At 63.2% G+C, this 24856-nt stretch carries 28 protein-coding genes and 1 tRNA gene; 14 read left to right on the plus strand and 15 right to left on the minus strand.

Features of this window, described 5'->3' with window-relative positions; translation table 11 throughout:
• Positions 1-4: 4 nt before the first annotated feature.
• On the minus strand, positions 5-1321 hold the full coding sequence (gene rimO / locus VGM61_RS15490; protein ID WP_331523760.1) for a 30S ribosomal protein S12 methylthiotransferase RimO: 1317 nt from the start codon (positions 1319-1321) through the stop codon (positions 5-7).
• A 106-nt stretch (positions 1322-1427) separates the two neighbouring features.
• Between rimO and VGM61_RS15495 the strand changes: the two genes are divergently transcribed.
• Both VGM61_RS15495 and VGM61_RS15500 read left to right on the plus strand, forming a co-directional pair.
• Entirely contained in the window at positions 1428-2090 is a 663-nt protein-coding gene (locus tag VGM61_RS15495; RefSeq protein ID WP_331523761.1) for a dienelactone hydrolase family protein, read from the plus strand.
• Positions 2087-2503, plus strand: coding sequence for an HIT family protein (locus tag VGM61_RS15500; protein ID WP_331523763.1), 417 nt, complete (start codon positions 2087-2089; stop codon positions 2501-2503). The genes VGM61_RS15495 and VGM61_RS15500 overlap by 4 nt, the downstream gene beginning before the upstream one ends.
• Positions 2504-2605: 102 nt before the next feature.
• On the opposite strand, the gene VGM61_RS15505 is transcribed toward VGM61_RS15500, so the two are convergent.
• The 3 genes from VGM61_RS15505 to apbC form a co-directional block, all read right to left on the minus strand.
• A complete protein-coding gene (locus VGM61_RS15505) occupies positions 2606-3112 on the minus strand; it encodes a hypothetical protein (protein WP_331523764.1) in 507 nt (168 codons plus the stop codon).
• A 104-nt stretch (positions 3113-3216) separates the two neighbouring features.
• Complete coding sequence (gene dcd, locus VGM61_RS15510) at positions 3217-3783, minus strand: dCTP deaminase (protein WP_331523765.1); 567 nt, start codon at positions 3781-3783, stop codon at positions 3217-3219.
• 14 nt (positions 3784-3797) lie between these two features.
• Positions 3798-4883 (minus strand): iron-sulfur cluster carrier protein ApbC, encoded by a 1086-nt coding sequence (gene apbC / locus VGM61_RS15515; RefSeq protein ID WP_331523766.1) that lies wholly within the window; start codon positions 4881-4883, stop codon positions 3798-3800.
• Between the two features lie 113 nt (positions 4884-4996).
• Between apbC and VGM61_RS15520 the strand changes: the two genes are divergently transcribed.
• From VGM61_RS15520 to nth, 4 genes are all read left to right on the plus strand, one after another.
• On the plus strand, positions 4997-5446 hold the full coding sequence (locus VGM61_RS15520) for a DUF2147 domain-containing protein (protein WP_331523767.1): 450 nt from the start codon (positions 4997-4999) through the stop codon (positions 5444-5446).
• Between the two features lie 82 nt (positions 5447-5528).
• Positions 5529-7607, plus strand: coding sequence for a methionine--tRNA ligase (gene metG, locus VGM61_RS15525; RefSeq protein ID WP_331523768.1), 2079 nt, complete (start codon positions 5529-5531; stop codon positions 7605-7607).
• A gap of 6 nt (positions 7608-7613) precedes the next feature.
• Entirely contained in the window at positions 7614-8207 is a 594-nt protein-coding gene (locus tag VGM61_RS15530) for an RnfABCDGE type electron transport complex subunit B (RefSeq protein WP_331523769.1), read from the plus strand.
• Positions 8204-8851, plus strand: coding sequence for an endonuclease III (gene nth / locus VGM61_RS15535; RefSeq protein ID WP_331523770.1), 648 nt, complete (start codon positions 8204-8206; stop codon positions 8849-8851). The genes VGM61_RS15530 and nth overlap by 4 nt, the downstream gene beginning before the upstream one ends.
• A 26-nt stretch (positions 8852-8877) precedes the next feature.
• Here nth and VGM61_RS15540 read toward each other — a convergent pair whose 3' ends face one another.
• From VGM61_RS15540 to VGM61_RS15550, 3 genes are all read right to left on the minus strand, one after another.
• A complete protein-coding gene (locus VGM61_RS15540; RefSeq protein WP_414694896.1) occupies positions 8878-10395 on the minus strand; it encodes a SulP family inorganic anion transporter in 1518 nt (505 codons plus the stop codon).
• On the minus strand, positions 10392-11075 hold the full coding sequence (locus tag VGM61_RS15545) for a carbonic anhydrase (RefSeq protein WP_331523772.1): 684 nt from the start codon (positions 11073-11075) through the stop codon (positions 10392-10394). The genes VGM61_RS15540 and VGM61_RS15545 overlap by 4 nt, the downstream gene beginning before the upstream one ends.
• Positions 11076-11224: 149 nt before the next feature.
• Positions 11225-11524 (minus strand): hypothetical protein, encoded by a 300-nt coding sequence (locus tag VGM61_RS15550; protein WP_331523773.1) that lies wholly within the window; start codon positions 11522-11524, stop codon positions 11225-11227.
• Between VGM61_RS15550 and VGM61_RS15555 the strand changes: the two genes are divergently transcribed.
• Complete coding sequence (locus tag VGM61_RS15555) at positions 11517-11705, plus strand: hypothetical protein (protein ID WP_331523774.1); 189 nt, start codon at positions 11517-11519, stop codon at positions 11703-11705. The two genes, VGM61_RS15550 and VGM61_RS15555, sit on opposite strands and share 8 nt — an antisense overlap.
• 35 nt (positions 11706-11740) lie before the next feature.
• Here VGM61_RS15555 and VGM61_RS15560 read toward each other — a convergent pair whose 3' ends face one another.
• On the minus strand, positions 11741-13108 hold the full coding sequence (locus VGM61_RS15560; protein ID WP_331523775.1) for a carbohydrate porin: 1368 nt from the start codon (positions 13106-13108) through the stop codon (positions 11741-11743).
• Between the two features lie 166 nt (positions 13109-13274).
• On the opposite strand from VGM61_RS15560, the gene rnt reads away from it, so the two are divergent.
• The 6 genes from rnt (at position 13275) to phoU (ending at position 18726) form a co-directional block, all read left to right on the plus strand.
• The gene (rnt, locus tag VGM61_RS15565) at positions 13275-13934 is read left to right on the plus strand and encodes a ribonuclease T (protein ID WP_331523776.1); all 660 of its coding nucleotides are present in this window, start codon (positions 13275-13277) and stop codon (positions 13932-13934) included.
• A gap of 151 nt (positions 13935-14085) precedes the next feature.
• Positions 14086-15150 (plus strand): phosphate ABC transporter substrate-binding protein PstS, encoded by a 1065-nt coding sequence (pstS, locus tag VGM61_RS15570; RefSeq protein ID WP_331523777.1) that lies wholly within the window; start codon positions 14086-14088, stop codon positions 15148-15150.
• Positions 15151-15261: 111 nt separating this feature from the next.
• Positions 15262-16287, plus strand: a complete 1026-nt coding sequence (gene pstC, locus VGM61_RS15575) for a phosphate ABC transporter permease subunit PstC (protein ID WP_414694898.1) — start codon at positions 15262-15264, stop codon at positions 16285-16287.
• Between the two features lie 2 nt (positions 16288-16289).
• Positions 16290-17165 carry a phosphate ABC transporter permease PstA gene (pstA, locus tag VGM61_RS15580; protein WP_331523778.1) on the plus strand — a complete coding sequence of 292 codons (876 nt, stop codon included), beginning with the start codon at positions 16290-16292 and terminating at the stop codon, positions 17163-17165.
• Entirely contained in the window at positions 17158-17985 is an 828-nt protein-coding gene (gene pstB / locus VGM61_RS15585) for a phosphate ABC transporter ATP-binding protein PstB (protein WP_414694899.1), read from the plus strand. The genes pstA and pstB overlap by 8 nt, the downstream gene beginning before the upstream one ends.
• 21 nt (positions 17986-18006) lie before the next feature.
• Complete coding sequence (gene phoU / locus VGM61_RS15590) at positions 18007-18726, plus strand: phosphate signaling complex protein PhoU (RefSeq protein ID WP_331523779.1); 720 nt, start codon at positions 18007-18009, stop codon at positions 18724-18726.
• Between the two features lie 42 nt (positions 18727-18768).
• Here phoU and sugE read toward each other — a convergent pair whose 3' ends face one another.
• The 4 genes from sugE to rnr all read right to left on the minus strand — a co-directional run bounded on the left by sugE (position 18769) and on the right by rnr (position 22998).
• Positions 18769-19083: a quaternary ammonium compound efflux SMR transporter SugE gene (gene sugE, locus VGM61_RS15595; RefSeq protein ID WP_331523781.1), complete on the minus strand. Its 315-nt coding sequence runs from the start codon at positions 19081-19083 to the stop codon at positions 18769-18771.
• A 107-nt stretch (positions 19084-19190) separates the two neighbouring features.
• Positions 19191-19475 carry a CBU_0592 family membrane protein gene (locus VGM61_RS15600; protein WP_331523782.1) on the minus strand — a complete coding sequence of 95 codons (285 nt, stop codon included), beginning with the start codon at positions 19473-19475 and terminating at the stop codon, positions 19191-19193.
• On the minus strand, positions 19475-20218 hold the full coding sequence (rlmB, locus tag VGM61_RS15605; RefSeq protein WP_331523783.1) for a 23S rRNA (guanosine(2251)-2'-O)-methyltransferase RlmB: 744 nt from the start codon (positions 20216-20218) through the stop codon (positions 19475-19477). The genes VGM61_RS15600 and rlmB overlap by 1 nt, the downstream gene beginning before the upstream one ends.
• Positions 20215-22998 (minus strand): ribonuclease R, encoded by a 2784-nt coding sequence (gene rnr, locus VGM61_RS15610; protein ID WP_331523784.1) that lies wholly within the window; start codon positions 22996-22998, stop codon positions 20215-20217. Before rnr ends, rlmB begins: the two co-directional genes overlap by 4 nt.
• A gap of 97 nt (positions 22999-23095) precedes the next feature.
• Between rnr and VGM61_RS15615 the strand changes: the two genes are divergently transcribed.
• Positions 23096-23180: transfer RNA gene (locus VGM61_RS15615), tRNA-Leu, on the plus strand.
• 76 nt (positions 23181-23256) lie between these two features.
• Here VGM61_RS15615 and VGM61_RS15620 read toward each other — a convergent pair.
• Genes VGM61_RS15620 through VGM61_RS15630 form a run of 3 tightly spaced genes read right to left on the minus strand, consistent with a single transcriptional unit; the run spans position 23257 to position 24635 of the window.
• A complete protein-coding gene (locus VGM61_RS15620; protein ID WP_331523785.1) occupies positions 23257-23799 on the minus strand; it encodes a hypothetical protein in 543 nt (180 codons plus the stop codon).
• A 57-nt stretch (positions 23800-23856) separates the two neighbouring features.
• A complete protein-coding gene (locus VGM61_RS15625; protein ID WP_331523786.1) occupies positions 23857-24135 on the minus strand; it encodes a hypothetical protein in 279 nt (92 codons plus the stop codon).
• A gap of 26 nt (positions 24136-24161) precedes the next feature.
• Complete coding sequence (locus VGM61_RS15630) at positions 24162-24635, minus strand: hypothetical protein (protein ID WP_331523787.1); 474 nt, start codon at positions 24633-24635, stop codon at positions 24162-24164.
• Positions 24636-24856 lie beyond the last annotated feature (221 nt).

The raw sequence follows: 24856 nt of genomic DNA on the forward strand, positions 1-24856 counted from the left end.
GGATTTAAGCGAGGTGGCCGAAGAGGTCGTGTTCGTCGGCGTCGTCGATCACCACATCGACAAACTGCCCGGCCTTCAGGCGGCTTCCGTCTTCGATGCGCACCGTGCCATCGATTTCCGGCGCATCGGCCGCCGAGCGCGCGATGGCGCCGTTGGCGTCGGCGCTGTCCACCAGCACCTTGAGCGTGCGACCGATCTTCCGCTGCAGCTTGGCGGCGGAGATTTCCGCCTGCACCGCCATGAACTGCTCCAGCCGGTCTTCCTTCAATTCCTCCGATACCGGATCGGGCAGTTCGTTGGCGCGCGCGCCGTCCACCGGGGAATAAGCAAAAGCGCCGACGCGGTCGAGTTCGGCCTCGCGCAGGAAATCCAGGAGCTCGTCGAACTCCGCATCCGTCTCGCCGGGGAAACCGACGATAAAGGTGCTGCGGATGGTGAGGTCGGGGCAAAGCTTGCGCCAGTTCTGGATGCGCTCGAGCGTGCGGTCGACGTTGCCCGGGCGCTTCATCAGTTTCAGGATGCGCGGGCTCGCATGCTGGAAGGGGATATCCAGGTACGGCAGCACCTTGCCTGCCGCCATCAGCGGCATCACTTCGTCCACATGCGGGTACGGGTACACATAGTGCAGCCGCGTCCACGCATCGAGTTCGGATAGCCCCTCGCACAGTTCCGTCATGCGAGTGCGGTACGACTTGCCGCGCCATTCGCGCTCGGCATAACGCACATCCACACCATAGGCACTGGTGTCCTGCGACACCACCAGCAATTCCTTTACCCCGCCGCGGACGAGTTTCTCCGCTTCCACCAGCACTTCATCCACCGGGCGGCTGACCAGGTCGCCGCGCATCGAGGGGATGATGCAGAAGCTGCAGCGATGGTTGCAGCCTTCGGAGATCTTCAGGTACGCGTAGTGCTTGGGCGTGAGCTTCACGCCGATGTCCGGCACCAGGTCGAAGAACTTGTTGCGGGCAGGCGGCAGGGCCTGGTGCACCGCGCCCATCACGGAGGCGTAATCCTGCGGGCCGCTGATGGCCAGCACCTCCGGATAGGCTTCGCGGATCAGTTCTGCGCGTTTACCCAGGCATCCGGTGACGATGACCTTGCCGTTCTCGTGCAATGCCTCGCCGATGGCGTCCAGCGATTCCTGCACGGCAGCGTCGATGAAGCCGCAGGTGTTGACCACCACGGCATCGGCCTCGCCGTAGCTGGGCACGATCTGGTAGCCCTCGACTTTGAGCTGGGTGAGGATACGTTCGGAGTCCACCAGCGCCTTGGGGCAGCCGAGGCTGACGAAACCGATTTTCTGGGTCGCCTGGGTCATGGCGCGGTACCTGCGGAGTGAGCGTAAACGGGTGATTATACGCTAGCTTTCCCGTCACTTCCGGAGGGTTAAGCTAGGGCAAGTCCCCCCCACTGGAATTCCCCTCATGGGCAAGCACGTCAAACTCGACACCTCTTCTTCCAAGGAAATCGGCGCCTACCTCGCCACGCCGAAGGGTAAGCCCAAGGGCGGCATCGTGGTGATCCAGGAGATTTTCGGCGTCAACGCGCACATCCGCAGCATCGCCGACCGATATGCCGAGGCCGGTTACACGGCCATCGCCCCGGCGGTTTTCGACCACCTGGAACGGGATGTTGAGCTCGGTTACGACCAGGCCGGTGTGGAAAAGGGCGTCAAGCTGATTGCCGAGCTGGGCCTGGTACGGGCGCTTTACGACGTGGAAGTGGCCGCAAGCGCCATTTCCGAAGCCGGCAAGATCGGCACCGTGGGTTACTGCTGGGGCGGCACCATCGCGCTGATGGCAGCATTGCGGCTGGGCCTGCCCTCGGCGAGCTACTACGGCTCACGCAACGTGCCCTTCCTGAGCGAAGAACCGCAGGCACCCGTGATCTTCCACTTCGGCGAAAAAGACCATTCCATTCCCCCGGAAATGGTGGCAAAGCATCGCGAAATGATGCCGCAGATGGAAACCTACGTGTACCCCGCCGACCACGGCTTCAATTGCGACGCGCGCGGCGCCTACGACCCTCCCAGCGCCAAGCTGGCGTGGGATCGCACTCTGGCGTTCTTCGAGAAGAACCTGGCGTGAGCTTTGCGCTCGACCCGCGGCTGGCGGCCGACACGGTGCCCGTGGCGGAACTGGCGCTATGCAGCGTGTGCCTGATGGACGACGCGCGCTTCGGCTGGCTGGTGCTGGTGCCACGCCAGCCGGGCCTTGCGGAAGTAACCGACCTGCCCGCCGAGGCACGCATCCAGATGTGGAAGGAAGTGGAGCAAGCCGCCGAGGCCCTGCGGGCAGTGTTTCCCTGCGACAAGCTCAACATCGGCGCGCTCGGTAACATCGTGCGGCAATTACATGTTCACGTGGTGGCGCGGCGCGAAGGCGATGCCGCGTGGCCCGGGCCGGTCTGGGGTTGTGGCCAGGCTGCGCCCTATGCTCCGGTCGAGCGCCAGGCCCGCGTGGCGGCGGTCGCCGCCGCGCTTTCCAGGCCACGGAGTTAGCAGGACCTACGCCACCCATCGCGTCGGCACGGAATTCGCGCCGGGCAATAAAAAGGGCGGCGGCCCTTCCGGACCGCCGCCCCATCATCCGTTCCGGCGCGATCAGTACCCGCGCTGCTGTCCGGAGTTCTGCGGATCGTAACCGCCGCTGCTGGCTTCCTTACCCTTCATTTCATCGGGTAGCGGTGCGCGCTGATGGGTGTCTTCCAGGGCGCGGGCTTTTTCTTCCACGGCGTTGAGGCGAACCAGTTCACCCTTCTTGTCGTAGTAGACGGTGAAGCCGTAGTCCAGCTGCATGCGGGCCATGAAACCCAGGTGGGCGTCGCGGACCTTCGAATCGTCGCTGGGCACCAGCAGGATGGTCTTGGGCAGGCGGCCCTGGTCTTTCAGGTAGGCATAGTGGCTGCCGGTATCGGCGGCCGAGAGGACAGCGCCGTCCACGACGAACTGGCCGCTCTTGTAGGCCTTGATGGTTTCATCGAACTGGCCCTGCGTGGTCATCACGGTGTCGGGCTTGGACTTGCCGAAGAAGCAGCCGCTAAGCGCCAGTGTGCTGCCCAGCACGGCCAGGCCCACGACGCGTGCGAACAGGGAAGGAACACGGGACATCGAAAACTCCTGCGTGGTGCGATGGATGGAGGACAACATAAGTGTAACGCCGATCGCCGGGCCGGTCGCCGTAGCCCGGACGCACGTTCAGAAAAACGCAAACTTCACGCGTGGGGCAGCGTAACCCCGCGCTGGCCCTGGTATTTTCCGCCACGGTCGGCGTAACTGGTTTCGCACACCTCGTCCGACTCCAGGAACAACATCTGCGCCACGCCCTCGTTGGCGTAAATTTTCGCGGGCAAGGTGGTGGTGTTGGAAAATTCCAGGGTGACATGCCCTTCCCATTCGGGCTCGAGCGGGGTGACGTTCACGATGATGCCGCAGCGGGCGTAGGTGCTCTTGCCCAGGCAGATGGTGAGCACGCTGCGCGGAATGCGGAAATATTCCACCGTGCGCGCCAGGGCGAAGGAATTGGGCGGGATGATGCAGACATCGGACGTTACGTCGATGAAGCTGCGCTCGTCGAAGGCTTTTGGATCGACGATGGTGGAATTGATGTTGGTGAATACCTTGAACTCATTGGCGCAGCGTACGTCGTAGCCGTAGCTCGACGTGCCATACGACACCAGCCGCGACCCATCACGCTCGCGCACTTGCCCGGGCTCGAAGGGGTCGATCATGCCGTGATGCTCGGCCATGCGGCGTATCCATTTATCGGATTTGATGCTCAACGAAAGACTCCCGGTCAGGTGTTCTGGACAACGATACTTGGAAAGGCAATGGCCTTGTTGCGGGCCGTCAGCGACAGGGCACCGGCCATGCGGCGGGCGATGGCGCGGTAACGCGTGGCCAGTTCGCCTTCGGGCTCGGCCGCCACGGTGGGTGTGCCACCATCGGCCTGCTCGCGGATGCGGATGTCCAGCGGTATGTCGCCCAACAGGGGCACGCCGTAGTCGGCCGCCATGCGGGCGCCACCGCCGGCACCGAAGATGTGTTCCTCGTGGCCGCAGTTCGAGCAGATGTGCGTGGACATGTTTTCCACTATGCCCAAGGTGGGGATGCCCACCTTCTCGAACATCTTCAGCGCCTTTCGCGCATCGAGCAGGGCGATATCCTGCGGCGTGGTGACGATCACCGCGCCCGATACCGGCACCTTCTGGCTCAGGGTGAGCTGGATGTCGCCAGTGCCGGGCGGAAGGTCGATGATGAGGTAATCCACCGCTTCCCAGCGCGTATCGGTGAGTAGTTGCATCAGGGCCTGGGTGACCATCGGACCCCGCCAGATCATCGGGGCATCCTCGTCCACCAGCACGCCGATCGACATCGCCTGCAGGCCATGCGCGCGCATCGGGGTAATGCTTTTGCCGTCGGGTGAACCGGGCTTGCCGGAAAGCCCCAGCATGCGTGGCTGGCTGGGGCCGTAGATGTCGGCATCGAGGATGGCCACGCTGGCGCCTTCGGCAGCCAGTGCCAGCGCCAGGTTCACCGATACCGTGGATTTACCCACGCCACCCTTGCCCGAAGCCACGGCGATGATGTTCTTTACCCCCGGCAACGGCGCCAGCTGCCCCTGGACCTTGTGCGAATGCACGCGCCAGGCAACCGAGACCGACGCCGCGGTGATCGACGGATCGGATTGCAGCGCCTCACGCACCCGGGCCTCGACCACGGCGGTGTGGCCGGCGGCCGGGTAACCCAGCTGGAGGTCTACCGAGACACGGTCGCCGTCCACGCCCACGGCGCGGATGGCGGCGGCCACGGACTGGCCAGTGTTCGGGTCGGTCAGCTCGCCGACCAGGCGGCGGACCAGGGCTTCATCAGGATGGGGCATGGCAACGGCAAGGTGGAAAGACCTGCCATTATGCCAGTGGCGCGGTGCAGCTTGACGGGCGCGGTCGCGCTGGTCAGTCTCGGCCTCCATACCAACGCGTACGGAGGGAGTCCATGAAAGCATTGTTCCGCGCCGCCTTCGCCCTGGCCCTGGTGGCCGGGCCCGTGGCAGCCTTCGCCGCCGAGCTCACCTCGCCGGTGGGCACCTGGAAGACCATCGACGACAAGACGGGCGAGGCCAAGGCCCTGGTACAGATCACCGAAACCAGCGGCAAGCTGGAAGGCAAGATCCTCAAGGTGATCAAGTCCGACGACGGCCCCAATCCCGTCTGCAAGGCCTGTGACGGTGAGCGGAAGGACAAGCCCGTGGAAGGCATGACTATCCTTTGGGGGCTATCGAAGGATGGCGACGAATGGAATGGCGGCCAGATCCTGGATCCGAAGAACGGCAAGATCTACAAAGCGAAGATGTCCCTCGACGATGGCGGCAGGAAGCTCAACGTGCGCGGCTACATCGGCTTCTCGCTGATGGGTCGCAGCCAGGTCTGGCAGCGCCAGGAATAAGCCCTTCAAATCCAGGCCCGGCGACTGCAAGGGTCGCCGGGCACATGCCATAATCACCGGTCACTCCCCGCCCGGTCCCGACATGACGCGCATCCTCGTCACGAACGCCCTTCCGTATGCCAATGGCCCGCTGCACCTGGGCCATATGCTGGGCTATATCCAGGCCGACATCTGGGCACGTTCGCAGCGCATGAACGGCCATGAGGTTTATTACGTTGCCGCCGACGACGCGCACGGCACGCCGATCATGCTCGCCGCGGAAAAAGCCGGTGTAACACCCGAGGCTTTCATTACCGCCATCCGCGAGAGCCATGAAGCGGACTTCCGCGATTTCAGCTTCAGCTACGACTACTACCACACCACGCATTCGAGCGAGAACCAGGAACTGGCCTCGCTGATCTACACGCGCCTGCGCGATGGGGGTTTCATCGCCCGCCGCGACATCAAGCAACTGTACGACCCCGACCGCGGCATGTTCCTGCCCGACCGCTACATCAAGGGCACCTGCCCGGTCTGCGGCACAGCCGACCAGTACGGTGACAACTGCGAAAACTGCGGCGCCACCTATGCACCGACGGACCTGATCGAACCGTACTCGGTAATGTCCGGCGCGAAGCCCGTGCTGCGCGACTCCGAACACTACTTCTTCGAACTGGGCAAGTTCGAGGTGTTGCTGCGCGACTGGTTTGCAGGCAAGACCACCCACGGCGCCGCCGTGGCGAATCCCGGTGTGGTGGCCAAGCTCATGGAATGGCTCGACGGCGGCCTGCGTGACTGGGACATCTCCCGCGACGCGCCCTACTTCGGCTTTCCCATCCCCGATGCGCCGGGCAAGTATTTCTACGTGTGGCTGGACGCGCCGGTGGGATACCTGGCCAGTTTCAAGGCGTTGTGCAACGAGAAGGGCATCGATTTCGACGCCTATCTCGCCCAGGGCAGCGATGCGGAGCTTCACCACTTCATCGGCAAGGACATCATCAATTTCCACGGCCTTTTCTGGCCGGCCATGCTGCACGGGGCGAAGATGCGCACGCCCACGGCGCTGCACGTGAACGGCTATCTCACCGTCAACGGCGGGAAAATGTCGAAATCGCGCGGCACCTTCATCCAGGCGCGCACCTATCTGGACTCAGGCCTGCACCCGGAAGTACTGCGTTATTACTTCGCCACCCTGCTAAGCCCGGCGCCCGTGGATGTCGACCTTGACCTCAAGGCCTTCGAGGAGCGCGTGAACTCGCACCTGGTGGGCAAGTGGGTGAACATCGCTAGCCGCACGGCGGGTTTCGTGCACAAGTTCTTTGAAGGAAAACTCGCTTCGAGCCTGGCTCCCACCGAGGAAGCACTATGGAAGGAACTGCTGGCCCTCTACGAACCGGTGCCCCGGCTCTATCGCGACGACGAACTGGCGGAAGTCGCGCGCCGTTTCGTTGCCATGGCCGACATCGTCAACGGCCACATCGCAGCCACCGCGCCGTGGGCGATGGCCAGGGACGAAAGCCAGCGCGAAGCGCTGCACCAGGTGTGCAGCTTCGCCGTGCAGGCGTTCCGGTTGCTCGCCGGCGTGGTCAAGCCGATCATGCCGCGTACGGTTCAGGCCGCGGAAACTTTCCTGCGCGCGCCGATCGCCGATTTCGATGATGCCCGCCGCGCGCTCCCCGGCCATGCCATTGGTCCGTTCGAGGCATTGTTATCGCGCATCGACAGCAAGCACATCACCGCGATGGTCGAGGCATCGAAAGCTTCCCTCGCCCCGAGCGAAGCCCCCAAACCCGCCAAAAAAGCTGCCGCACCCAAGCCCATGACCGATACCGCAACCACCGCCGATACGCCCGTCATCGCCATGGACGATTTCGCCAAACTCGACCTGCGCATTGGCAAAGTGCTCGCATGTGAATTCGTCGAAGGCTCCGATAAGCTCCTTCGCTTCGAACTCGACGCAGGCGTGCTCGGCAACCGGCAGATCTTCTCGGGCATCCGCGCCGCCTATGGCGAGCCTGCGAAACTGGTGGGTCGCAACGTCGTGTTCATCGCCAACCTCGCGCCGCGCAAGATGCGTTTCGGGGTATCGGAGGGGATGATCCTTTCCGCTGGCGAAGGCGGTAGCGATCTCTTCCTGCTCGACGCCGATCAGGGCGCGGCAGCAGGCGCCACCGTCCGCTAACGGCCCATGCCCACGCTCGCCGACCGGATCGACGCGGTACTGCCGCAGACCCAGTGCGAGCAGTGCGGCTTTCACGGCTGCCGGCCTTACGCCGAGGCGATCGCCATGGGTGCGGCGCCGATCAACCGCTGTCCGCCCGGTGGCAGCGCGGGTATCCAGGCCCTGTCCACCTTGCTGGGCCAGCCTGTGTTGGCGCTCGACCCCACGCATGGCGTGGAGAAACCACGCCTGCTCGCACGCATCGTCGAGGCCGACTGCATCGGGTGCACCAAATGCATCGGGGCTTGCCCGGTGGACGCCATTGTCGGTTCAGGCAAGCTGATGCACACCGTGATCGCCGACGCCTGCACTGGCTGCGAGTTGTGCGTACCGGCCTGCCCGGTCGACTGCATCGTGCTTGAACCGATGCCGGCCACGCAGTTGGATATCGAACACGCCGACCGCGCTCGCGCGCATTTCAGTCGTCGCGAGTCCCGCCTGGCTTCGCTCCGGCAGGCGCACGAGCGGGACCTTGCCAATCGCAAGACAACCGCCGCGATGAACCCGGTGGAAGCCGCCATGGCGCGCGCCCGGGCCCGCAAACAGGAAGGATCACCATGAAGAAGGCCGACGTGGCGGAGATGTTCACGCGCCTGCGCGAGATGAATCCCCATCCGACCACCGAGCTTGAATATTCCACACCCTTCGAGCTGCTGGTGGCGGTGGCGCTGTCTGCTCAATCCACCGATGTGGGCGTGAACAAGGCCACGCGCAAGCTGTTCCCGATAGCCAACACGCCAGCCAAACTGGTCAAGCTGGGCGAAGAGAAACTCAAGAAGTACATCAGCACGATCGGGCTGTTCAATACCAAGGCGAAGAATGTGATCGCCCTGTCGAAGATATTGCTGGATCAATACGACGGCGAGGTGCCACCCAACCGCGAGGCGCTGGAGTCATTGCCCGGCGTGGGTCGCAAAACGGCCAATGTGGTACTGAACACGGCCTTTGGCGAACCGACCCTGGCGGTCGATACCCACATTTTTCGCGTCGCCAACCGTACGGGGCTCGCACCTGGCGCCAACGTTCGCGTGGTGGAGGACAAGCTGATGAAGGTGATTCCGACCCCATTCCTGCATGACGCCCACCACTGGCTGATCCTGCACGGTCGCTACGTGTGCAAGGCGCGCAAGCCCGATTGCCCGCAGTGTGTGATCAATGACCTTTGCCGCTACAAGCACAAGACCCAGGCAACGGGGCCGGAGTAGAACTCCAGCCCCGTCCGCCGGGCACGTTACGCCACCTTGCGACCCTCCACCCTTTCGTCCAGTTGTTTCCAGTCCAGCACCACCTCGATGCCACGCGACAGTGCATTACGCTCCCATTCGCGGAGCAGTTCGAGCGAGGCATGGTCCACATGGCGGAGCTCATCGATGTTTACCGTCACCTTCGTATTGGAAGGTACGGCCTCGAGCTTGCGCGCCATCGCCGGCACCTGGAGGAACGTTGCTGAACCCTTCAATGCGAACGTGGCATGGCCGGGCTCGTCGTGCTCGTGAAGATGTGCATTGAGCCTTGACGAGAGCAACGCCAGGCGCAACAGCGACAGGCCGAAGCCGATGATCACGCCCTCCAGCAGATCCGTGGCGACGATGGCCACCGTGGTTGCCACATAGACGACCGCGGTGCCCTTGCCGTAGGCGGCCAGTTCCTTCACCTGTCGGATCTTCACCATCTTGATGCCGGTAAACACCAGGATGCCGGCCAGGCACGAAACGGGTGTCATGTTCAGAAGCCACGGCAGCAACATGGCAAATACAAGCAGCCACGCGCCATGCAGTATCGCTGCAGCACGCGTGGCAGAACCTGCCTGCACGTTAGCGGCGCTGCGTACGATCACGCCAGTCATCGGCAAGGCGCCCAATAGGCCACACAACATGTTGCCAACGCCCTGGGCCGCGAGTTCGCGGTCATACTTGGTGCGCTCACCATCGTGCATGCGGTCGACCGCCGCCGCTGAAAGCAATGTTTCGGCGCTGGCAATGAAGGCAAAGGTGACGGCTGCCACCAGGAGATTTTCATCCAGTAGACCACGCAGGCTTCCCATGGTCGGCAGGGTAATGGCCGAGGCGAGGCTGTGGGGTACGTCGACCAGTAGCACCGGGATACCGAAGACCTGCACGGTGGCTGTCACGGCCACCACCGCGAGCAGCGCCCCCGGCACGAAGCGGAGCTTCCCGGGACGGAGCTTTTCCCAGCCGACCATGATGGCGATGGTCGCAAGACCCACGCACAGGGCCGACAGACCGGGCCCCTGGACGGCCTGGGCCACAGCGCCCGGAAACGCGGCAAAATTTTCCAGCCCGCGCGCCAGCGGCTTGGCATCGAGCATCACGTGCGCCTGCGAGGCCACGATCAGGATGCCGATGCCCGAAAGCATTCCCGACACTACCGCCGGTGATGTCATGCGGAACCAGATGCCGACACGGCACAGGCCGGCGGCGACCTGGATCAACCCCGCCAGCAGCACGACCGGGCCCAGCGCCGCCACGCCGTAGCGCTGGACCAGTTCGAACACCAGTACTGCCAGGCCCGCGGCAGGACCGCTTACCTGCAATGGCGAGCCAGCAAGAAAACCTACCAACAGGCCGCCGATGATGCCCGTGATCAGTCCCGTGGCCGGCGGCATACCCGAGGCAATGGCGATGCCCATGCATAGAGGCAATGCAACCAGGAAGACAACGATGGAGCCAAGAAGGTCGCGTCCGAAGAGACCCTGGGAAAAATACGCTTTCATGCTTCGATCCTTCAAGCGGCGCTGGCCGCGTTCTGCGCGAATCGTGCCATCGGCGTTGCCTGCGGCACCGGATGGCCATCGGTGCGCATGTCCACGAATCGACCGCTGCTGCCGTCGAACACGCGGATGCCCGCTTCGCCGATGTCGTAGATCCAGCCGTGGATGCTCAGGCTGCCGCTGGCCATGGCCGCGGCTACCACCGGTAGCGTGCGCAGGTGTTCGAGCTGGCCCACCACGTTTTCCTCGGTGAGACAGCGCAGGTGTGCCTCGGCATCGAGGCCCGCCGTGTTCTCTGCTACCACATGCCGCGCGACATCGGCATGCTTGAGCCAGTCGGCCACTGACGGCATGCCGTCAAGCTTGGACGGGTCGAGCAGCGCTTTCATCGCGCCACAGTCCGAATGTCCGCAAATCACTACGTGCCGGACTTTAAGCACCTTCACCGCGTACTCCACCGCGGCCACCACGCCGCTGACGTGCTGGGCATAGGGAGGCACGATGTTGCCGACGTTTCGGTAGACGAAAAGTTCTCCGGGCTGGGCACTGAAGATCATCTCCGGCATGACACGGGAGTCGGCACAGGTAATGAACATGGTATGGGGGTTCTGGCCGCTTGCCAGCCGTTCGAACAATTCGCGCTGTTGGGGGAAAACGTCGCGTCGGAAAGTTTCAAAACCCTTGATGAGGTGTTCCATGGGATATCTCCAGGTAATGGGTTGCCATCCCGCGTTTTTGCAGGGGACAAGGTTGGATGGGAGAAGACGCCGGCCATCGTTGCGGCGCGTCCGAATTGAGAAAGGTCTGTAAGCGATGGCCTACACGAGGCCACGCAAGCTGACTGCCTTCAACCTATGGGAGGGCGAAGTTCCATGGCGAGGCAGTGCTCTCGCAGGGATGGCGCGGCATGCACGCGCAGCTCCATCGGTGGCGGCGTGGCGCAACGTTGTATGTGCATCCGCGCCAGGCCGTCTTCAGCTTCGTGGTCGTCGTCGACCAACGAGACGCCGTTGTTGCTGTCTGCCGCCAGCATGGCGCCAGTGTCGGCCATCGCCGCATCCACCACGGTCTGCGCGCTCGATGCAGCCGACGGCGTTGGTGTCGACAGCAAGGGCACGAGACATCCCATCAGCAGGGCGATGAGCATCGCCGACAGCCGACGGCTTGAAATGGATACAAACGACATGCCGCAAAACTACGCAGGTCGAACCAGGATGACAAGTGTTGCAGTGCGCGAGATGGCAGATGCGATTCAGGCTGATCAGACACTTTCTAACCGCATTCACGATGCACAAAAGAAAAACGGCGGGCTTGCGCCCGCCGTTTGATTCGTCCTTGAGCAAGACTCCGTTACGATATTCGATCAGAAGGACATCAGGCCCCAGAAGCCGATTTCGTTCGTCTTGTAGGTGTAGGCGTCAACCGGACCATCGAGCTGGTTGTGCTTGTAGGCCAACGCCAGGCGCAGGTTCTTCAGCACGTCGTACGAGACACCGGCGTTGTAGTACTTGTCGTTCAGCTTCCGCTGCAGGTTGGCAACCGAGTAGTACTTGTAGTCCAACTTGTCGTAGCGAGCGAAGAGCGCAAAGCCCTCAGCGAACTTCCAGTCGGCCCACAGCGAGTAACCGGTGGCCTTGTCCTTGATGGCCAGCGGCACCGGACCGGTGCCGGCGTAACGCAGCACGTCGTCCCAGTTGTTGGCGGTCATGTACTCACCACCGAAACCAAAGGTCTTGTCGCGGTAGGCGATCATCGCGTCGCCGCGGGTCGCGTCACGCGTCGGCGCACCATTCTCCACGTCGTTACCGCGCTTGCCCTGGTAGCCGCCGACGGCGATCACCATGTTCTCGATCGGGCTGTAGCCAAAGCGGCCTTCAGCATCGACGTTGTTCGAGCGGGTCAGGTTCTTGTAGCCGCGACCGTTAACCACCGACAGCTGGTAGTTGATCGAGTTGTCACCGGTGGTCGCGCCCAGGGCGTGGATACCCCAGTCGGACGAGTTGCCGAACGCGCCGACGCCGCCGGCCGTGGCCGTGGCACCGCTGCGGCCGCCTTCGATCGAACGGTCGGTCAGGGTGTTTTCCAGGAAACGGTAGCCGTACCACTTCTCGACAAACGGGATCCACGGCATGTCCGCCGCACCGAAGCGCAGCTGGAGAAGCGGATCGAACTTGCCCTGCACGTAGGCCTTCTTCACGAAGAGGCTGGTCTGGCTCAGGGTCGACTGGTAATTGAAATCGGTGGTGAGGTTCGCGGACCAGATATCGTCGAACTGGTGATCAACGGTCAGGTAGAAGCGCTTGACGTCGAAACCGGTACCGTTGACAGACCCATGGCCATCGACCTTGCGGTTCGGGCCGGTGCCGACCTGCTCTTTGTGATCGATATCCGTGAGGTCGAAGAACATCGTGCCGCCGACCTTGGTGTTGTTGACGAGCTTGTCAAGCTTGTCAAGGCGCTTGGACAGGTCGTCCGAAGGCTTGGCGGTGGCGACCTTGGTCTGCACTTCGGCGATCGACTGGGAGGTCTGGACCTGGGCGTCGGTCTGGGCGTCGGACTTGGTCTGCAGCTCCTCGACCTTGGCCTGCAGGGCAGCAATCTGGGCGCGCATCTCGGCCAGTTCGCTGGAGCTGACGGTGACCTTGGTGGTCTTCTGGGGGGCGGCTGCCACCTGGAAGCTGGTCACGCCCAAGGCGGCAGCAACGGCTACCGCAAGCACTTTGGAACGCATGGAATTCTCTCCGCTGGGAAAAATAGACATCTGTTGGCCCCCCTATCCGCCAGAAATAGTGCGGCAGGAATGCGAGCAGGATGGCGGCAGCGTTTGACGGTTAGATGGACGTTATGTGACAAATCGACTACAGCGGTGTCGTCGTCGCGGCTGATATGCTGCCCGGATGGACAACCCACCCAACAATGCCGCCACGCGCATGGCCCAGCGTTTCCGCGGTTTCCTCCCGGTGGTCGTGGATGTGGAAACGGGCGGATTCAACGCCGAAACCGACGCCTTGCTCGAGATCGCGGTGGTGACCATCGGCATGGACAATGACGGCTTCGTGCACACGCAACCCGCCGTTTCGGCCCACGTCGACCCGTTCCCTGGCGCCAATATCGATCCGCGCTCGCTGGAGATCACCGGCATCGACCCCTCGCACCCATTCCGCGGCGCCCTTCCCGAGCGTGCGGCGCTTGACCACGTATTCGCTGCGGTGCGCCTGGCCATGCGTCACAGTGATTGCCAGCGTGCCATCCTGGTCGGGCATAACGCCGCGTTCGACCTGGGATTTTTGAACGCCGCCGTCCGCCGGACCGGACACAAGCGCAACCCCTTCCATCCGTTCTCAAGCTTCGATACCGCCACCCTCGGCGGCCTTGCCTATGGGCAGACGGTGCTTTCCAAGGCAGTGCTTGCGGCGGGGCTCGATTTCGACCTTCGCGAAGCCCACTCGGCAATCTACGACGCCGAACGGACGGCGCAACTGTTCTGCCGTATCTGCAATCGCTGGCGCGAACTCGAACAATACGAACGTGACACCGTCGGCTTGCCCTTCGCTTGATTCACGTTGACCCGGACGCACCGCCCGGGCTCGAGGCCGCAAGAAACAACGACTCAATGTGAAAGGGAAGTTGTTGTTCGCGTTAAAGAAGTACGCAGTGTCATACGGTTGACACATTCGAATCATCTCATTGCAACACGCGGCCCCTGAAATGCCCGGAGCGGGCCTGTCGTCCGCCTACTCAAACAGAGGACTCAACGTGTTCGCCAAATCACGCATCGCCGCCATCGTCGCGGCATCACTGTTTAGCCTCGCAGCCCAAGCGACCGACATCACGGGCGCGGGTTCGAGCTTCGTCTATCCGGTACTGTCGAAGTGGTCCGCCACCTACGCCGAAAAGACCGGCAACAAGCTTAACTACCAGTCAGTGGGTTCGGGCGCCGGTATCGCCCAGATCAAGGAAGGCACCATCGACTTCGGCGCCTCCGACGCCCCGATGAGCGCCGAAGATCTCACCAAGTTCGGCCTGGGCCAGTTCCCCAGCGTGGTCGGCGGCATCGTGCCGGTGGTCAACCTCAGCGGTATCTCCGCAGGTCAGCTCAAGCTCGACGGCCCGACGCTTGCCAACATCTTCCTGGGCAAGATCAACCGCTGGGAAGACCCGGCGATCGCCGCCCTGAACCCGGGCGTGAAAATTCCTTCCGGCAAGATCACCGTTGTTCACCGCTCGGATGGCTCGGGCACCTCCTTCAACTTCACCAATTTCCTCTCGAAGGTCAGCCCTGAGTGGGCCTCGCAGGTGAAGTTCGGCACGGCGGTGGATTGGCCGACCGGCGTGGGCGGCAAGGGTAACGAAGGCGTGTCGCAGTACGTGCGCCAGATCCCCGGCTCCATTGGCTATGTTGAATACGCCTATGCCAAAAAGAACAACATCGCCTACACGCAGATGAAGAACTCCGCTGGCAAGTTCCTGCAGCCGACCGCCGACGCCTTCGCCGCTGCAGCCGCCACGGCTGACTGGAAGAGCGCCAAGGACTTCAACCTGATCATGACCAACGCCCCGGGCGCCGATGCGTGGCCGATCACCGCCACCACCTGGGTGATCATGTACAAGAAGCCGAAGAACGTCGAGCACACCAAGGTGGCCTTCGATTTCTTCAAGTGGTCGCTGGAACAGGGCCAGGCCCAGGCCGCGTCGCTCGACTACGTTGCCCTGCCGCCGCCGCTGGTCAAGCAGATCGAAGCCTACTGGTCTTCGGAATTCGCGACCAAGTAAGCACGACGGGGCGGGCCTTCAGGCCCTGCCCTACCTACCGACGGCCACCGCACTCGCAAGAGTCGGTGGCCGCTTCGGCATCTTGAAGACAACTCGAGGACGCCGCGCCCCATGTCATCGCCATCCATGGTGAACGCTCCGATGGTTACGGCCGACATGGCCGCCCGCAACCGCCGCGACGCGCGGAACGACCGCCTGTTCGCCTGGCTACTGGCCGCCTGCGGCATGATCGTACTGGCTACCCTGGTAGGTGCTGCCGGTTCGACCCTGTGGGGTGGCCGTGACGCCTTCGCAACGTTCGGCTGGCATTTTCTGATCAGTACCGAGTGGGATCCAGGCACCGATACCTACGGCGCGCTGGTGCCGATCTTCGGAACCGTGGTCACTGCCCTCATCGCTTTGCTGATCGCCGTACCGGTGAGCTTCGGCATTTCCCTTTTCCTGACCGAGGTGGCGCCCAACTGGTTGCGCAGCCCGGTGGGCTCGGCCATTGAACTGCTGGCCGGCATCCCCTCCATCATCTACGGCATGTGGGGCCTGTTCATCTTCTCGCCCTTCATGTCGGCGCACGTGAAACCCTGGCTGATCAACTACATGAGCACCCAGCCCGACGACGGCAAGGTGGCATGGATTCCCGCGCATGTGCCTTTCATCGGCAAGCTCTTCACCAGCCAGTACCCGTTCGGTGGCGGCGTGCTTACCGCCGGCATCGTGCTGGCGATCATGGTGATCCCGTTCATCTCCTCGGTGATGCGTGAAGTGTTCCAGACGGTGCCTACGCGCCTGAAAGAATCGGCCTACGCGTTGGGCTCGAGCACCTGGGAAGTGGTGTGGGACATCGTGTTGCCCTATACGCGCTCGGCAGTCATCGGCGGCATCTTCCTGGGGCTGGGACGTGCACTGGGTGAAACCATGGCCGTGGCCTTCGTGCTGGGCAATGCCTTCCAGCTGTCGGCATCGTTGTTGGCGCCGGGCAGTTCCATTGCCTCGGCGATCGCCAACCAGTTCTCCGAAGCCGCAGGCCTGCAGAAATCGGCACTGATGGCGCTGGCCTTCCTGTTGTTCGTGGTCACTTTCATCGTGCTGCTGATCGCCCGCATGATGCTGCAACGCCTTGCCACCAAGGAGGGCCGCTAAACATGGCCAGCAATAATTCGCTTTACCTGCGTCGACGCATCGCCAACATCGTGGCCCTGCTACTGTCTTCGCTCGCCACGGTGGTCGGCCTGTTCTTCCTGGCCTGGATTTTGTGGGAAACGCTCAGGCAAGGCATCAGCGCCCTGAGCCCCAGCCTCTTCACCAAGATCACCGCCTACGGCGAGGACGGGGGACTGGCCAATGCCATGGTAGGCAGCCTGCTGATCAACTTCATCGGCATCGCCATCGCCACGCCGATCGGCGTGATGGCAGGCATGTGGCTGGCCGAGTACGCCAACCGCTCCAAGCTGGGCGCCTCGGTGCGGTTCCTCAACGACATCCTGCTCTCTGCACCGTCCATCGTTCTGGGCCTTTTCGTGTACACGATCATTGTGTTGCCGATGAAGAACCTGACCGACGGCGCCATCACGTTCTCGGGCCTCGCCGGCGGCATCGCGCTGTCGCTGATCGCCCTGCCGGTCGTGGTGCGTACCACCGACGAAATGCTGCGCCTGGTGCCTTCCACCCTGCGCGAGGCGGCGCTTTCGCTGGGCGTGCCGCAGTGGAAGCTGACCATGCAGATCCTGGTGCGGTCGGCCCGCTCGGGCATCATCACCGGCATTCTGCTGGCCCTGGCCCGCATCAGCGGCGAAACCGCCCCGCTGCTGTTCACTGCCTTCGGCAACAACTACATGTCGCTGAATCCGATCGACAAGATGGCTAGCCTGCCCCAGGTGATCTACCAGTACGCCAACGATCCAGGCGACAAACTGCACGCCATCGCCTGGGCCGGCGCCTTCGTCGTCACCATGTTCGTCCTGCTGCTGAGCCTGGGCTCGCGGCTCCTCTTCGCCCGTTCCAAGGTGTCCAATGACTGATCCGGCCTTTTCCCCCGCCCCCGCCGCCGAGGCCGCCATGGCTCACACAGGCGACGGCACCCCGGCACCGGCCAAGATCACGGTGCGTGACCTCAATTTCTTCTACAACGGCTTCCATGCGCTCAAGGGCATCAGCATGGACATCCCGGAGAAGAAGGTCACCGCCATCATCGGGCCGTCCGGCTGCGGCAAGTCCACCCTGCTGCGCATCTTCAACCGTATCTACAACATCTACCCCAAGCTCGAGGCGAACGGCCAGATCGTGCTGGACGGGGAAAACATCCTCGACCCGAAGTACTCGCTCAACCGCCTGCGTTCGAAGGTGGGCATGGTGTTCCAGAAACCCGTGCCCTTCCCGATGACCATCTTCGAGAACGTGGCCTACGGCATCCGCCACCACGAACGGCTGAACAAGTCGGAGATGGAAGGCCGGGTGGAACAGGCCCTGCGCAGCGCCGCCCTGTGGGATGAAGTCAAGGACAAGCTCAAGCAGAGCGCCCTTGGCCTTTCCGGCGGCCAGCAGCAGCGCCTGTGCATCGCCCGCGGCATCGCCCTCAAACCCGAGGTATTGTTGCTCGACGAGCCGACCTCGGCGCTGGACCCGATCGCCACCAGCCGCATCGAGCAGCTGGTGGAGGAACTGAAAAACGATTTCACCATCGTCATCGTCACCCATAACATGCAGCAGGCGGCACGCTGTTCGGACCTGACGGCCTTCATGTACCTGGGCGAGCTGATCGAGTTCGACCGAACGGAAAAGATCTTCACCAAACCGAACAAGAAGCAGACCGAGGATTACATCACCGGCCGTTTCGGTTAAATCCAGGCACAAGGAATAAACATGAGCACGCCGCGCGAACATATCATCAAGAGCTACGACGACGAACTCACCCGGCTGACCGGCGAAATCGTCCGCATGGGGGAACTTGCCGTCACCCAGCTGGAAGCCGCCATCGACGTCATCGAGCGGCGCGACGAGCGTGCTGCCCAGCGCGTGGTGATCAACGACGACGCCATCGACGCCATGGAGCAGGAGATCAGCCACGACGTGGTTCGCCTGCTGGCCCTGCGCGCGCCGATTGCCGGCGACCTGCGCAACGTGTTCGCGGCATTGCGCATTGCCGCCGACATCGAGCGCATTGGCGATTACGCCGCGAACGTGGCCAAGCGCTCGATCCCGCTCAGCATGGTGGCGCCGGTGACCCCCACGCGCAGTCTTGGCCACCTGGCCGAGCTTGCCGCTGCCGAGGTCCGCACGGTGCTGAAGTCCTACCATGATCGCGACGCCGAAGCCGCCTACAAGGTGTGGAAGGACGACGCCGATCTCGACGACGCCTATACCGCCCTGTTCCGCCAGCTGCTCACATACATGATGGAAGATCCACGCAACATCACGCCGTGCACGCACCTGTTGTTCATGGCCAAGAACATCGAACGCATTGGCGACCACGCCACCAACATCGCCGAGAACGTGTGGTTCCTGGTGCACGGCGAGCCGCTGACCAAGCAGCGTGTGAAGCGCGACCTTACCTCCAGCCCGGACATGGAACCGCCGGTCTGAAAACGCCCCGGCCCCGCGATCGCGTGGCCGGGAAGCCGTGGGCTAAGCGGTCAGCTTCAGCCCCGCCACACCGGCGATGATCAGCGCCACGCAGGTCATCCGCGACACCGTCACCGGCTCGTTGAACAACACGATGCCAAGCGCCACCGCGCCCACCACGCCGATACCCGTCCACACCGCATAGGCGGTACCCAGGGGCAGGGTTTTCGCTGCCATGGCAAGCAGGACGATGCTTACCGCCATGGCCAGCGCGGTGCCGACGCTCGGCCAAAGGCGGGTAAACCCGGCGGAATATTTAAGGCCAACGGCCCAGCCGATTTCGAACAATCCGGCAAGGAAAAGATAGATCCAGCTCATGGAGGCGACTCCTTCGGTGGCAGGGTCGTCCCTGCGGAAGGAATTCGCCGACAGGGTCGTCCCTGCCAGGTTACGGCGCTTTGCGCGCCGTCGATGCACGGATTATATCAAGGGTCCGGGAAGGGACCTGAATGCTCGTTCGGTTTCATCCGCGTACCCTTGGCGATGCCGTAGGCGGCAATGGCGAACCAGGCCAGCTCCTGGACGAAGGCCGCCAGGTTGAAATTCCCGAAGGTGAGGGAAAGCAGGATGCCGACCGCACCGATGAGGTTCATCAGCTGGTAGGTGAGCCCATTGCCATGCAGTTTGTGGGCCTGTAATAGCGCGAAGGCGCCCAGCATCAGCAACACACCCAGCAGGCCCGCCCAGTCGTGCCAGTAGAAGCCGCTCATCACTTGCCTCCTCGTTGGCGCAATGCTTCGAACAGCACGATGCCGGTAGCCACCGACACATTCAGGCTTTCCATCGACCCGGGCATCGGAATCTTGGCCACGAAGTCGCAGGTTTCGCGGGTAAGCCGGCGCATGCCCTCGCCTTCGCTGCCCAGTACCAGTGCGATGGGACCCTTCAGGTCCATCGCGTAAATCGACTGGTCGGTATCGCCGGCAAGGCCCGTAAGCCAGACACCCGCATCCTTCAATTCGCGCAATGCGCGCGCAAGATTGGTGGCAGCCACCAGCGGCACGAGGTCCGCACCGCCGGCCGAAGCACGGCGGACCGTGGGTGTCAGGCCCACGGCGCGATCCTTGGGCACGATCACCGCGGTGACCTTCGCCGCCGCGGCGCTGCGCAGGCAGGCGCCGAGGTTATGCGGATCGGTGACACCATCAAGCACCAGGAACAGGGCCTCGCCGCCGACCTTTTCGATCAGGTCGGGTAGTTCGTTCTCGGTGAACATCGGCGGCGTTTCGTATCGAGCAATGGCGCCCTGGTGTCGCTCTTCGCCACCGGCGCGCTCGAGCGCCTCCTTCGACGCTTCCTTGACCACGATCTTGAGCTTGCGGGCGAGTTCGGCGATCGCGGTGACACGCGCATTGCGCGAGCCCCGCTCCACCATCACCTCGTGTACGCGCTCCGGGTCGTTCGCCAGCGCACCCTCGACCGGGTTGATGCCGACGATCCATGTCTCGCTCATGCCTTGCCCTTTCCTCTTGGACTACGGGGAGATTTCTTGGTGGCGGGAGCCGGAGCATGGCCGCGCTGGCCGCCAGTGGACTTGCCCGGCGCCGCCTGCTGCTGGCCGCCACGGCTGCCGCCGGATGCCTTGCCGCCACCGGGTGCGCTACGGCCACCTTGCGGGCTGGCTTTCGCACCCGCCTTGGTCGGGCCCGCCTGGCGACGGCCGCCGGCCTGTACAGCTGCGCGACCACCCTCGCCCGACCCGCGCGGTGCGCCGTATTGCGGACCGTACTTGCTGCCCGCTTCCTTGGTGGTCGCCGTCTTCGACGGAGCATGCCGCGGCTGGGGCTTGGGTAGCACCGGTTCCTCGGCGACCTTCTTGCGACCGAACACCTTGCCCACGGCCTTGCCGATGGCCGCACCCGCCGAGGCGATGCGCGAAGCTTTCTTCGCCGGCGCCGCCGGTTCCGGGCGATGCTCGTGCTTCACCGCAGGTTTCGCTTGCGGCGCCTTCACGCCGGGCACCAGGCGGAAATCGATCTTGCGATCTTCAAGGCTGGCGCGCAGCACCTGCACGCGGGCGTAATCGCCCAGGCGGAAACGGTGGCCCGAGCGCTCGCCTTCGAGCAAATGCCGGGTGGGCTCGAAGCGGTAGTAATCGTTGGGCAGCTGCGAGATATGCACCAGGCCCGACACGCGCGATTCGGTCAGTTCCACGAACAGGCCGAACGACGTGACGCCGGTAACGACACCATCGAATTCCGAACCGACATGTTTTTCCATCCAGGCGCACTTGAAGCGCTCGTCGACGTCGCGCTCGGCTTCCTCGGCGCGGCGCTCACGCTGTGAACAGTGCACGGCCATGCTGGCCATCGCCTTGTCGGTGTAGGCGTACTCGCCCGCGGCGCCGCGGCCGATGGCATAGCGAATGGCGCGATGAACCAGCAGATCCGGATAACGGCGGATCGGCGAGGTGAAGTGCGCGTAGGCATCCAGTGCCAGGCCGAAATGGCCCTGGTTCTCCGGTGAATAGATGGCCATGCTCTGCGAACGCAGCAGCACCGACTGCACCAGGCTTTCTTCCGGCTTGCCGCGCACCTTCTTAAGCAGCGCGGAAAAATCGGCCGGGGTAACTTCCGACGCCGGCGGCATGCGCAGCTTGAACTCGGCGAGGAATTTTTGAAGGTCTTCGTATTTTTCTTCCGGCGGCGCCGGATGGGCGCGGTACAGCGCCGGGACCTTTTTCTTCGACAGGAACCTGGCCGCCTGCACGTTGGCGGCGATCATGCATTCCTCGATCAGCTTGTGGGCGTCGTTGCGTTCCTCCGCGCCCATGGATACCACCTCTCCCGACGATGCCAGGCGGAATTTCACTTCGGGTGTTTCGAAATCGATGGCGCCGCGGCGCTTGCGCGCCTTGGACAGCACCTTGTAGAGCTGGTGCAGGTGCTCGAGCTGCGGCAGCACATTGGCCAGCTCGTGGCGGGCGTCGGCGTCTTTCTCGCCGATGGCCTGCCATACGCGATTATAGGTGCAACGGGCGTGCGACAGCATCACTGCGTCGTAGTACTTCGCCTTCGTGACTTCGCCTTCGACATCCACCGTCATGTCGCACACCATGCACAGGCGTTCGACTTTTGGATTCAGCGAGCAGATGCCGTTGGAGAGAGTCTCCGGCAACATCGGCACCACGAAGCCCGGGAAATAGGTGGAGGTGCTGCGCTCGTAGGCCTCGCGGTCGAGCGGCGAGCCAATCGGCACGTAGTGCGAGACATCGGCAATGGCCACCACCAGGCGGAAACCGCCTGCCTTCAGCGGCTCGGCGTAAACAGCGTCGTCGAAGTCGCGCGCATCGGCGCCATCGATGGTGACCAGCGGCAGCTTGCGAAGGTCGGTACGCCCCTGGCGCTCGGCGGCGGTGACCTGGGGCTCCACTTCCTCGGCCTGGCGGGTGACGTCCACCGGCCATTCGGTGGGCAGGTCGTGGCTGGCGATGGCCATCTCTACCACCAGTGAGGGCTGCAGGCGTTCGCCCAGCACGGCCACGACATGACCCAGCGGACCTCGGTGGACGGTGGGCGGATCGGTGATCTCGGCGATCACGATCTGCCCCGGCCGGGCGCCGTTTTCCTTGCCCGGGGGAATCATGATGTCCTGGTGCAGGCGGCGGTCGTCCGGGGTGACCAGGGTTACGTTGTTCTCACACACCACGCGGCCCACCAGGCGTGAGGAGCGCCGTTGCAGCACCTCGACGATCGCGCCCTGGCGGCGGCCGCGGCGGTCGATGCCGACCACGCTGGCAAGCACGCGGTCGCCGTGGAGCACCGCGCGCATCTGCTGGGGCGACAGGTAAAGGTCGTCGCCGCCTTCGTCAGGCCGCAGGAAGCCGTAGCCTTCGGCGTTGGCCAGCACCAGGCCCGGGATCAGGTGCAGCTTCTGCACCGGTGCGTAGCCCAGGCGGCGATTCTGCAGCAGCTGGCCGTCGCGGACCATGGCGTGCAGGCGCTTGCCCAAGGCATTGATTTCATATTCGGTATGCAGGGAAAGCGCCGAGGCGATGTCCTCGGCGGAAAGCACCTCGCCACGCTCGGACAACAGCGCCAGGATGGCCTCGCGGCTGGCGATCGGCTGGTCGTAGAGGGCCGCCTCGCGGTCGGCATGGGGGTCGGTGAAACCGCCCTTTCCCTTGCCCTGCGGCGCGGCCTTCGGTGGGCCTTTTCGGCCACGCGGCGCGCCTGGCGCGTTGGAGGGGCGGGCGCCAGGGCCCTTGCCGGAGGAGTCTTTTTTACGGGTCACTTAACTACCTTGTTGGATGATGCGCGCGATTGTCGCATCGTTTCGCAAGCCCTGTTGACAAGGGGTCAACAGGTACTTAATCTACGCGGCTCCACCTGCCCAGGTGGCGGAATTGGTAGACGCACTAGTTTCAGGTACTAGCGGGTAAAACCGTGGAGGTTCGAGTCCTCTCCTGGGCACCAAGTTTAGCGAAACCCGCAGAGATGCGGGTTTTTTCGTTTTTGGGGTATGGCAGGGATTGCCTGCGGAGCGCTGCCGCTAGTCCACGGCATGCACGAAAGACCATTTTCCCTTCCTGAAAAAGTAGACGTCGGCCCCGCCCTCCAATTCGCCGAACCAGAAGCCCCTGTGCGAAGTCACGATATGCTCGACGGAGCCTGGCTCGGGCGAGAACGCATAATCCATGGTGTGGGTATAGGCACCCGGTTCGGCCGGGTAAACGGACATGTTCGCAACAGGTCCTTTCCACGTCAGCAGCGAACTTACCCCATAACCCGACAGCTTATTTAGCGCGACGATCAGGCGATAACTCGTCGCATTCTTTCCAGGAAGAACAACTACCAGGTCAGGACGCGCGTCACCGTCGAAATCGGCACTTGCCACAAGCACACATGAATTGCCTCGGGCGGCCGCATCCCTGCGGCCCTCCTCGTACGTGTCCGTGGAAAGCGGGAGCCGCTCTTGGGGAAACCGGCGCTCCAGCACTCGTGCAAGATCATTCGGCACGAGCTTGACGCACGGGTCCACCGTGGCCGGCTGGGGTGAAGCCCAGGCAAGTAGCGCAATCAGAAGTCCGTTCAAGCCTTTCTCGATCCCAATTTAACTCGCGCGAAAACAGAGCTGCTCACGTCGCCCGGACTACGGGAGACCCCGGATATCCCTCAAATACTCATCCCGGACATCTTCGTCGATTTCCACCGGAACCGAGCTGGCATATAGGCGATCCTGGCCGTCTTTACGTGGTCCGGATATCCAGTATTGCTCTCTCGAGCCCATCTCCAGGTAGTTGGCCTTGAAGCCGCGCCCCTTGAGGCTGATGAACTCTAGCGAGCGATAGCGCAGGGTGCTTCCCGTCTTTGAGAAGGACACGCGGCCGATACTGGCCTGGCCAGTGGATTTGCACTCAATGTACATCACGCGGGACTTCATCCTGGCGACCCTGCTTATGGGATATGACATGGTGCCATGACCTGGTTCCCGGAGGAACTGCATGCGCTGTCGAACGATCGTGTGGCAGCCACTCGCTCAAGAAGAATCTGCACCCATTGCGGAGCAACGGCGCACTCTTCACGCATGCGCTCGATCTCCGAGGTCCATCGTCCCAGTTCCTCGCGCGAATGGGCGACCTTCAGCACTTCGTGTACGAGGTCGTTACGGCGTTCGCGGATGCGTTTGAGGCGTCCCAGCCAGCGGCGGAATTCCACCAGCTCGATGTCGCGCCGATCGAAGAGCCCTTGCGTCAGTTCGTGCAGGATCGCTACCAGGCCGCTGAAGTTCAGGCGGCGAAGTACCGGCCTGGAGGCGACCGGATCGGAAGGGCGAAGGCAGGCCGCGATGCATGATTCGAGGCTGCCTTCAATGCGTGCGGACAGCACCATGACTTCGCCGACCACGGCGTAGATTTCGTTTTCTTCCATGACTGACATCGATACTCCGAGCGGTGCACCACCCTCGCGATTGAGGGTGGCGGCGTGCCGGGTTCGAAAAACCGCTAAAGCTGAATCGGTCCGGGCAAAGCCCGCACCGGCACGCCGCCAGAGGCAACGCACGGACGCCGCGAGAACCTCGCGGCGTCCGTCAACTTTAGAAACGGGTTTCGAAGCCCGGTTACCTCGTTCGAGGCAACCGGGCGATAGTG

The sequence above is a fragment of the Pinirhizobacter sp. genome (genome assembly GCF_036499745.1).
Taxonomy (GTDB): Bacteria; Pseudomonadota; Gammaproteobacteria; order Xanthomonadales; family Rhodanobacteraceae; genus Pinirhizobacter.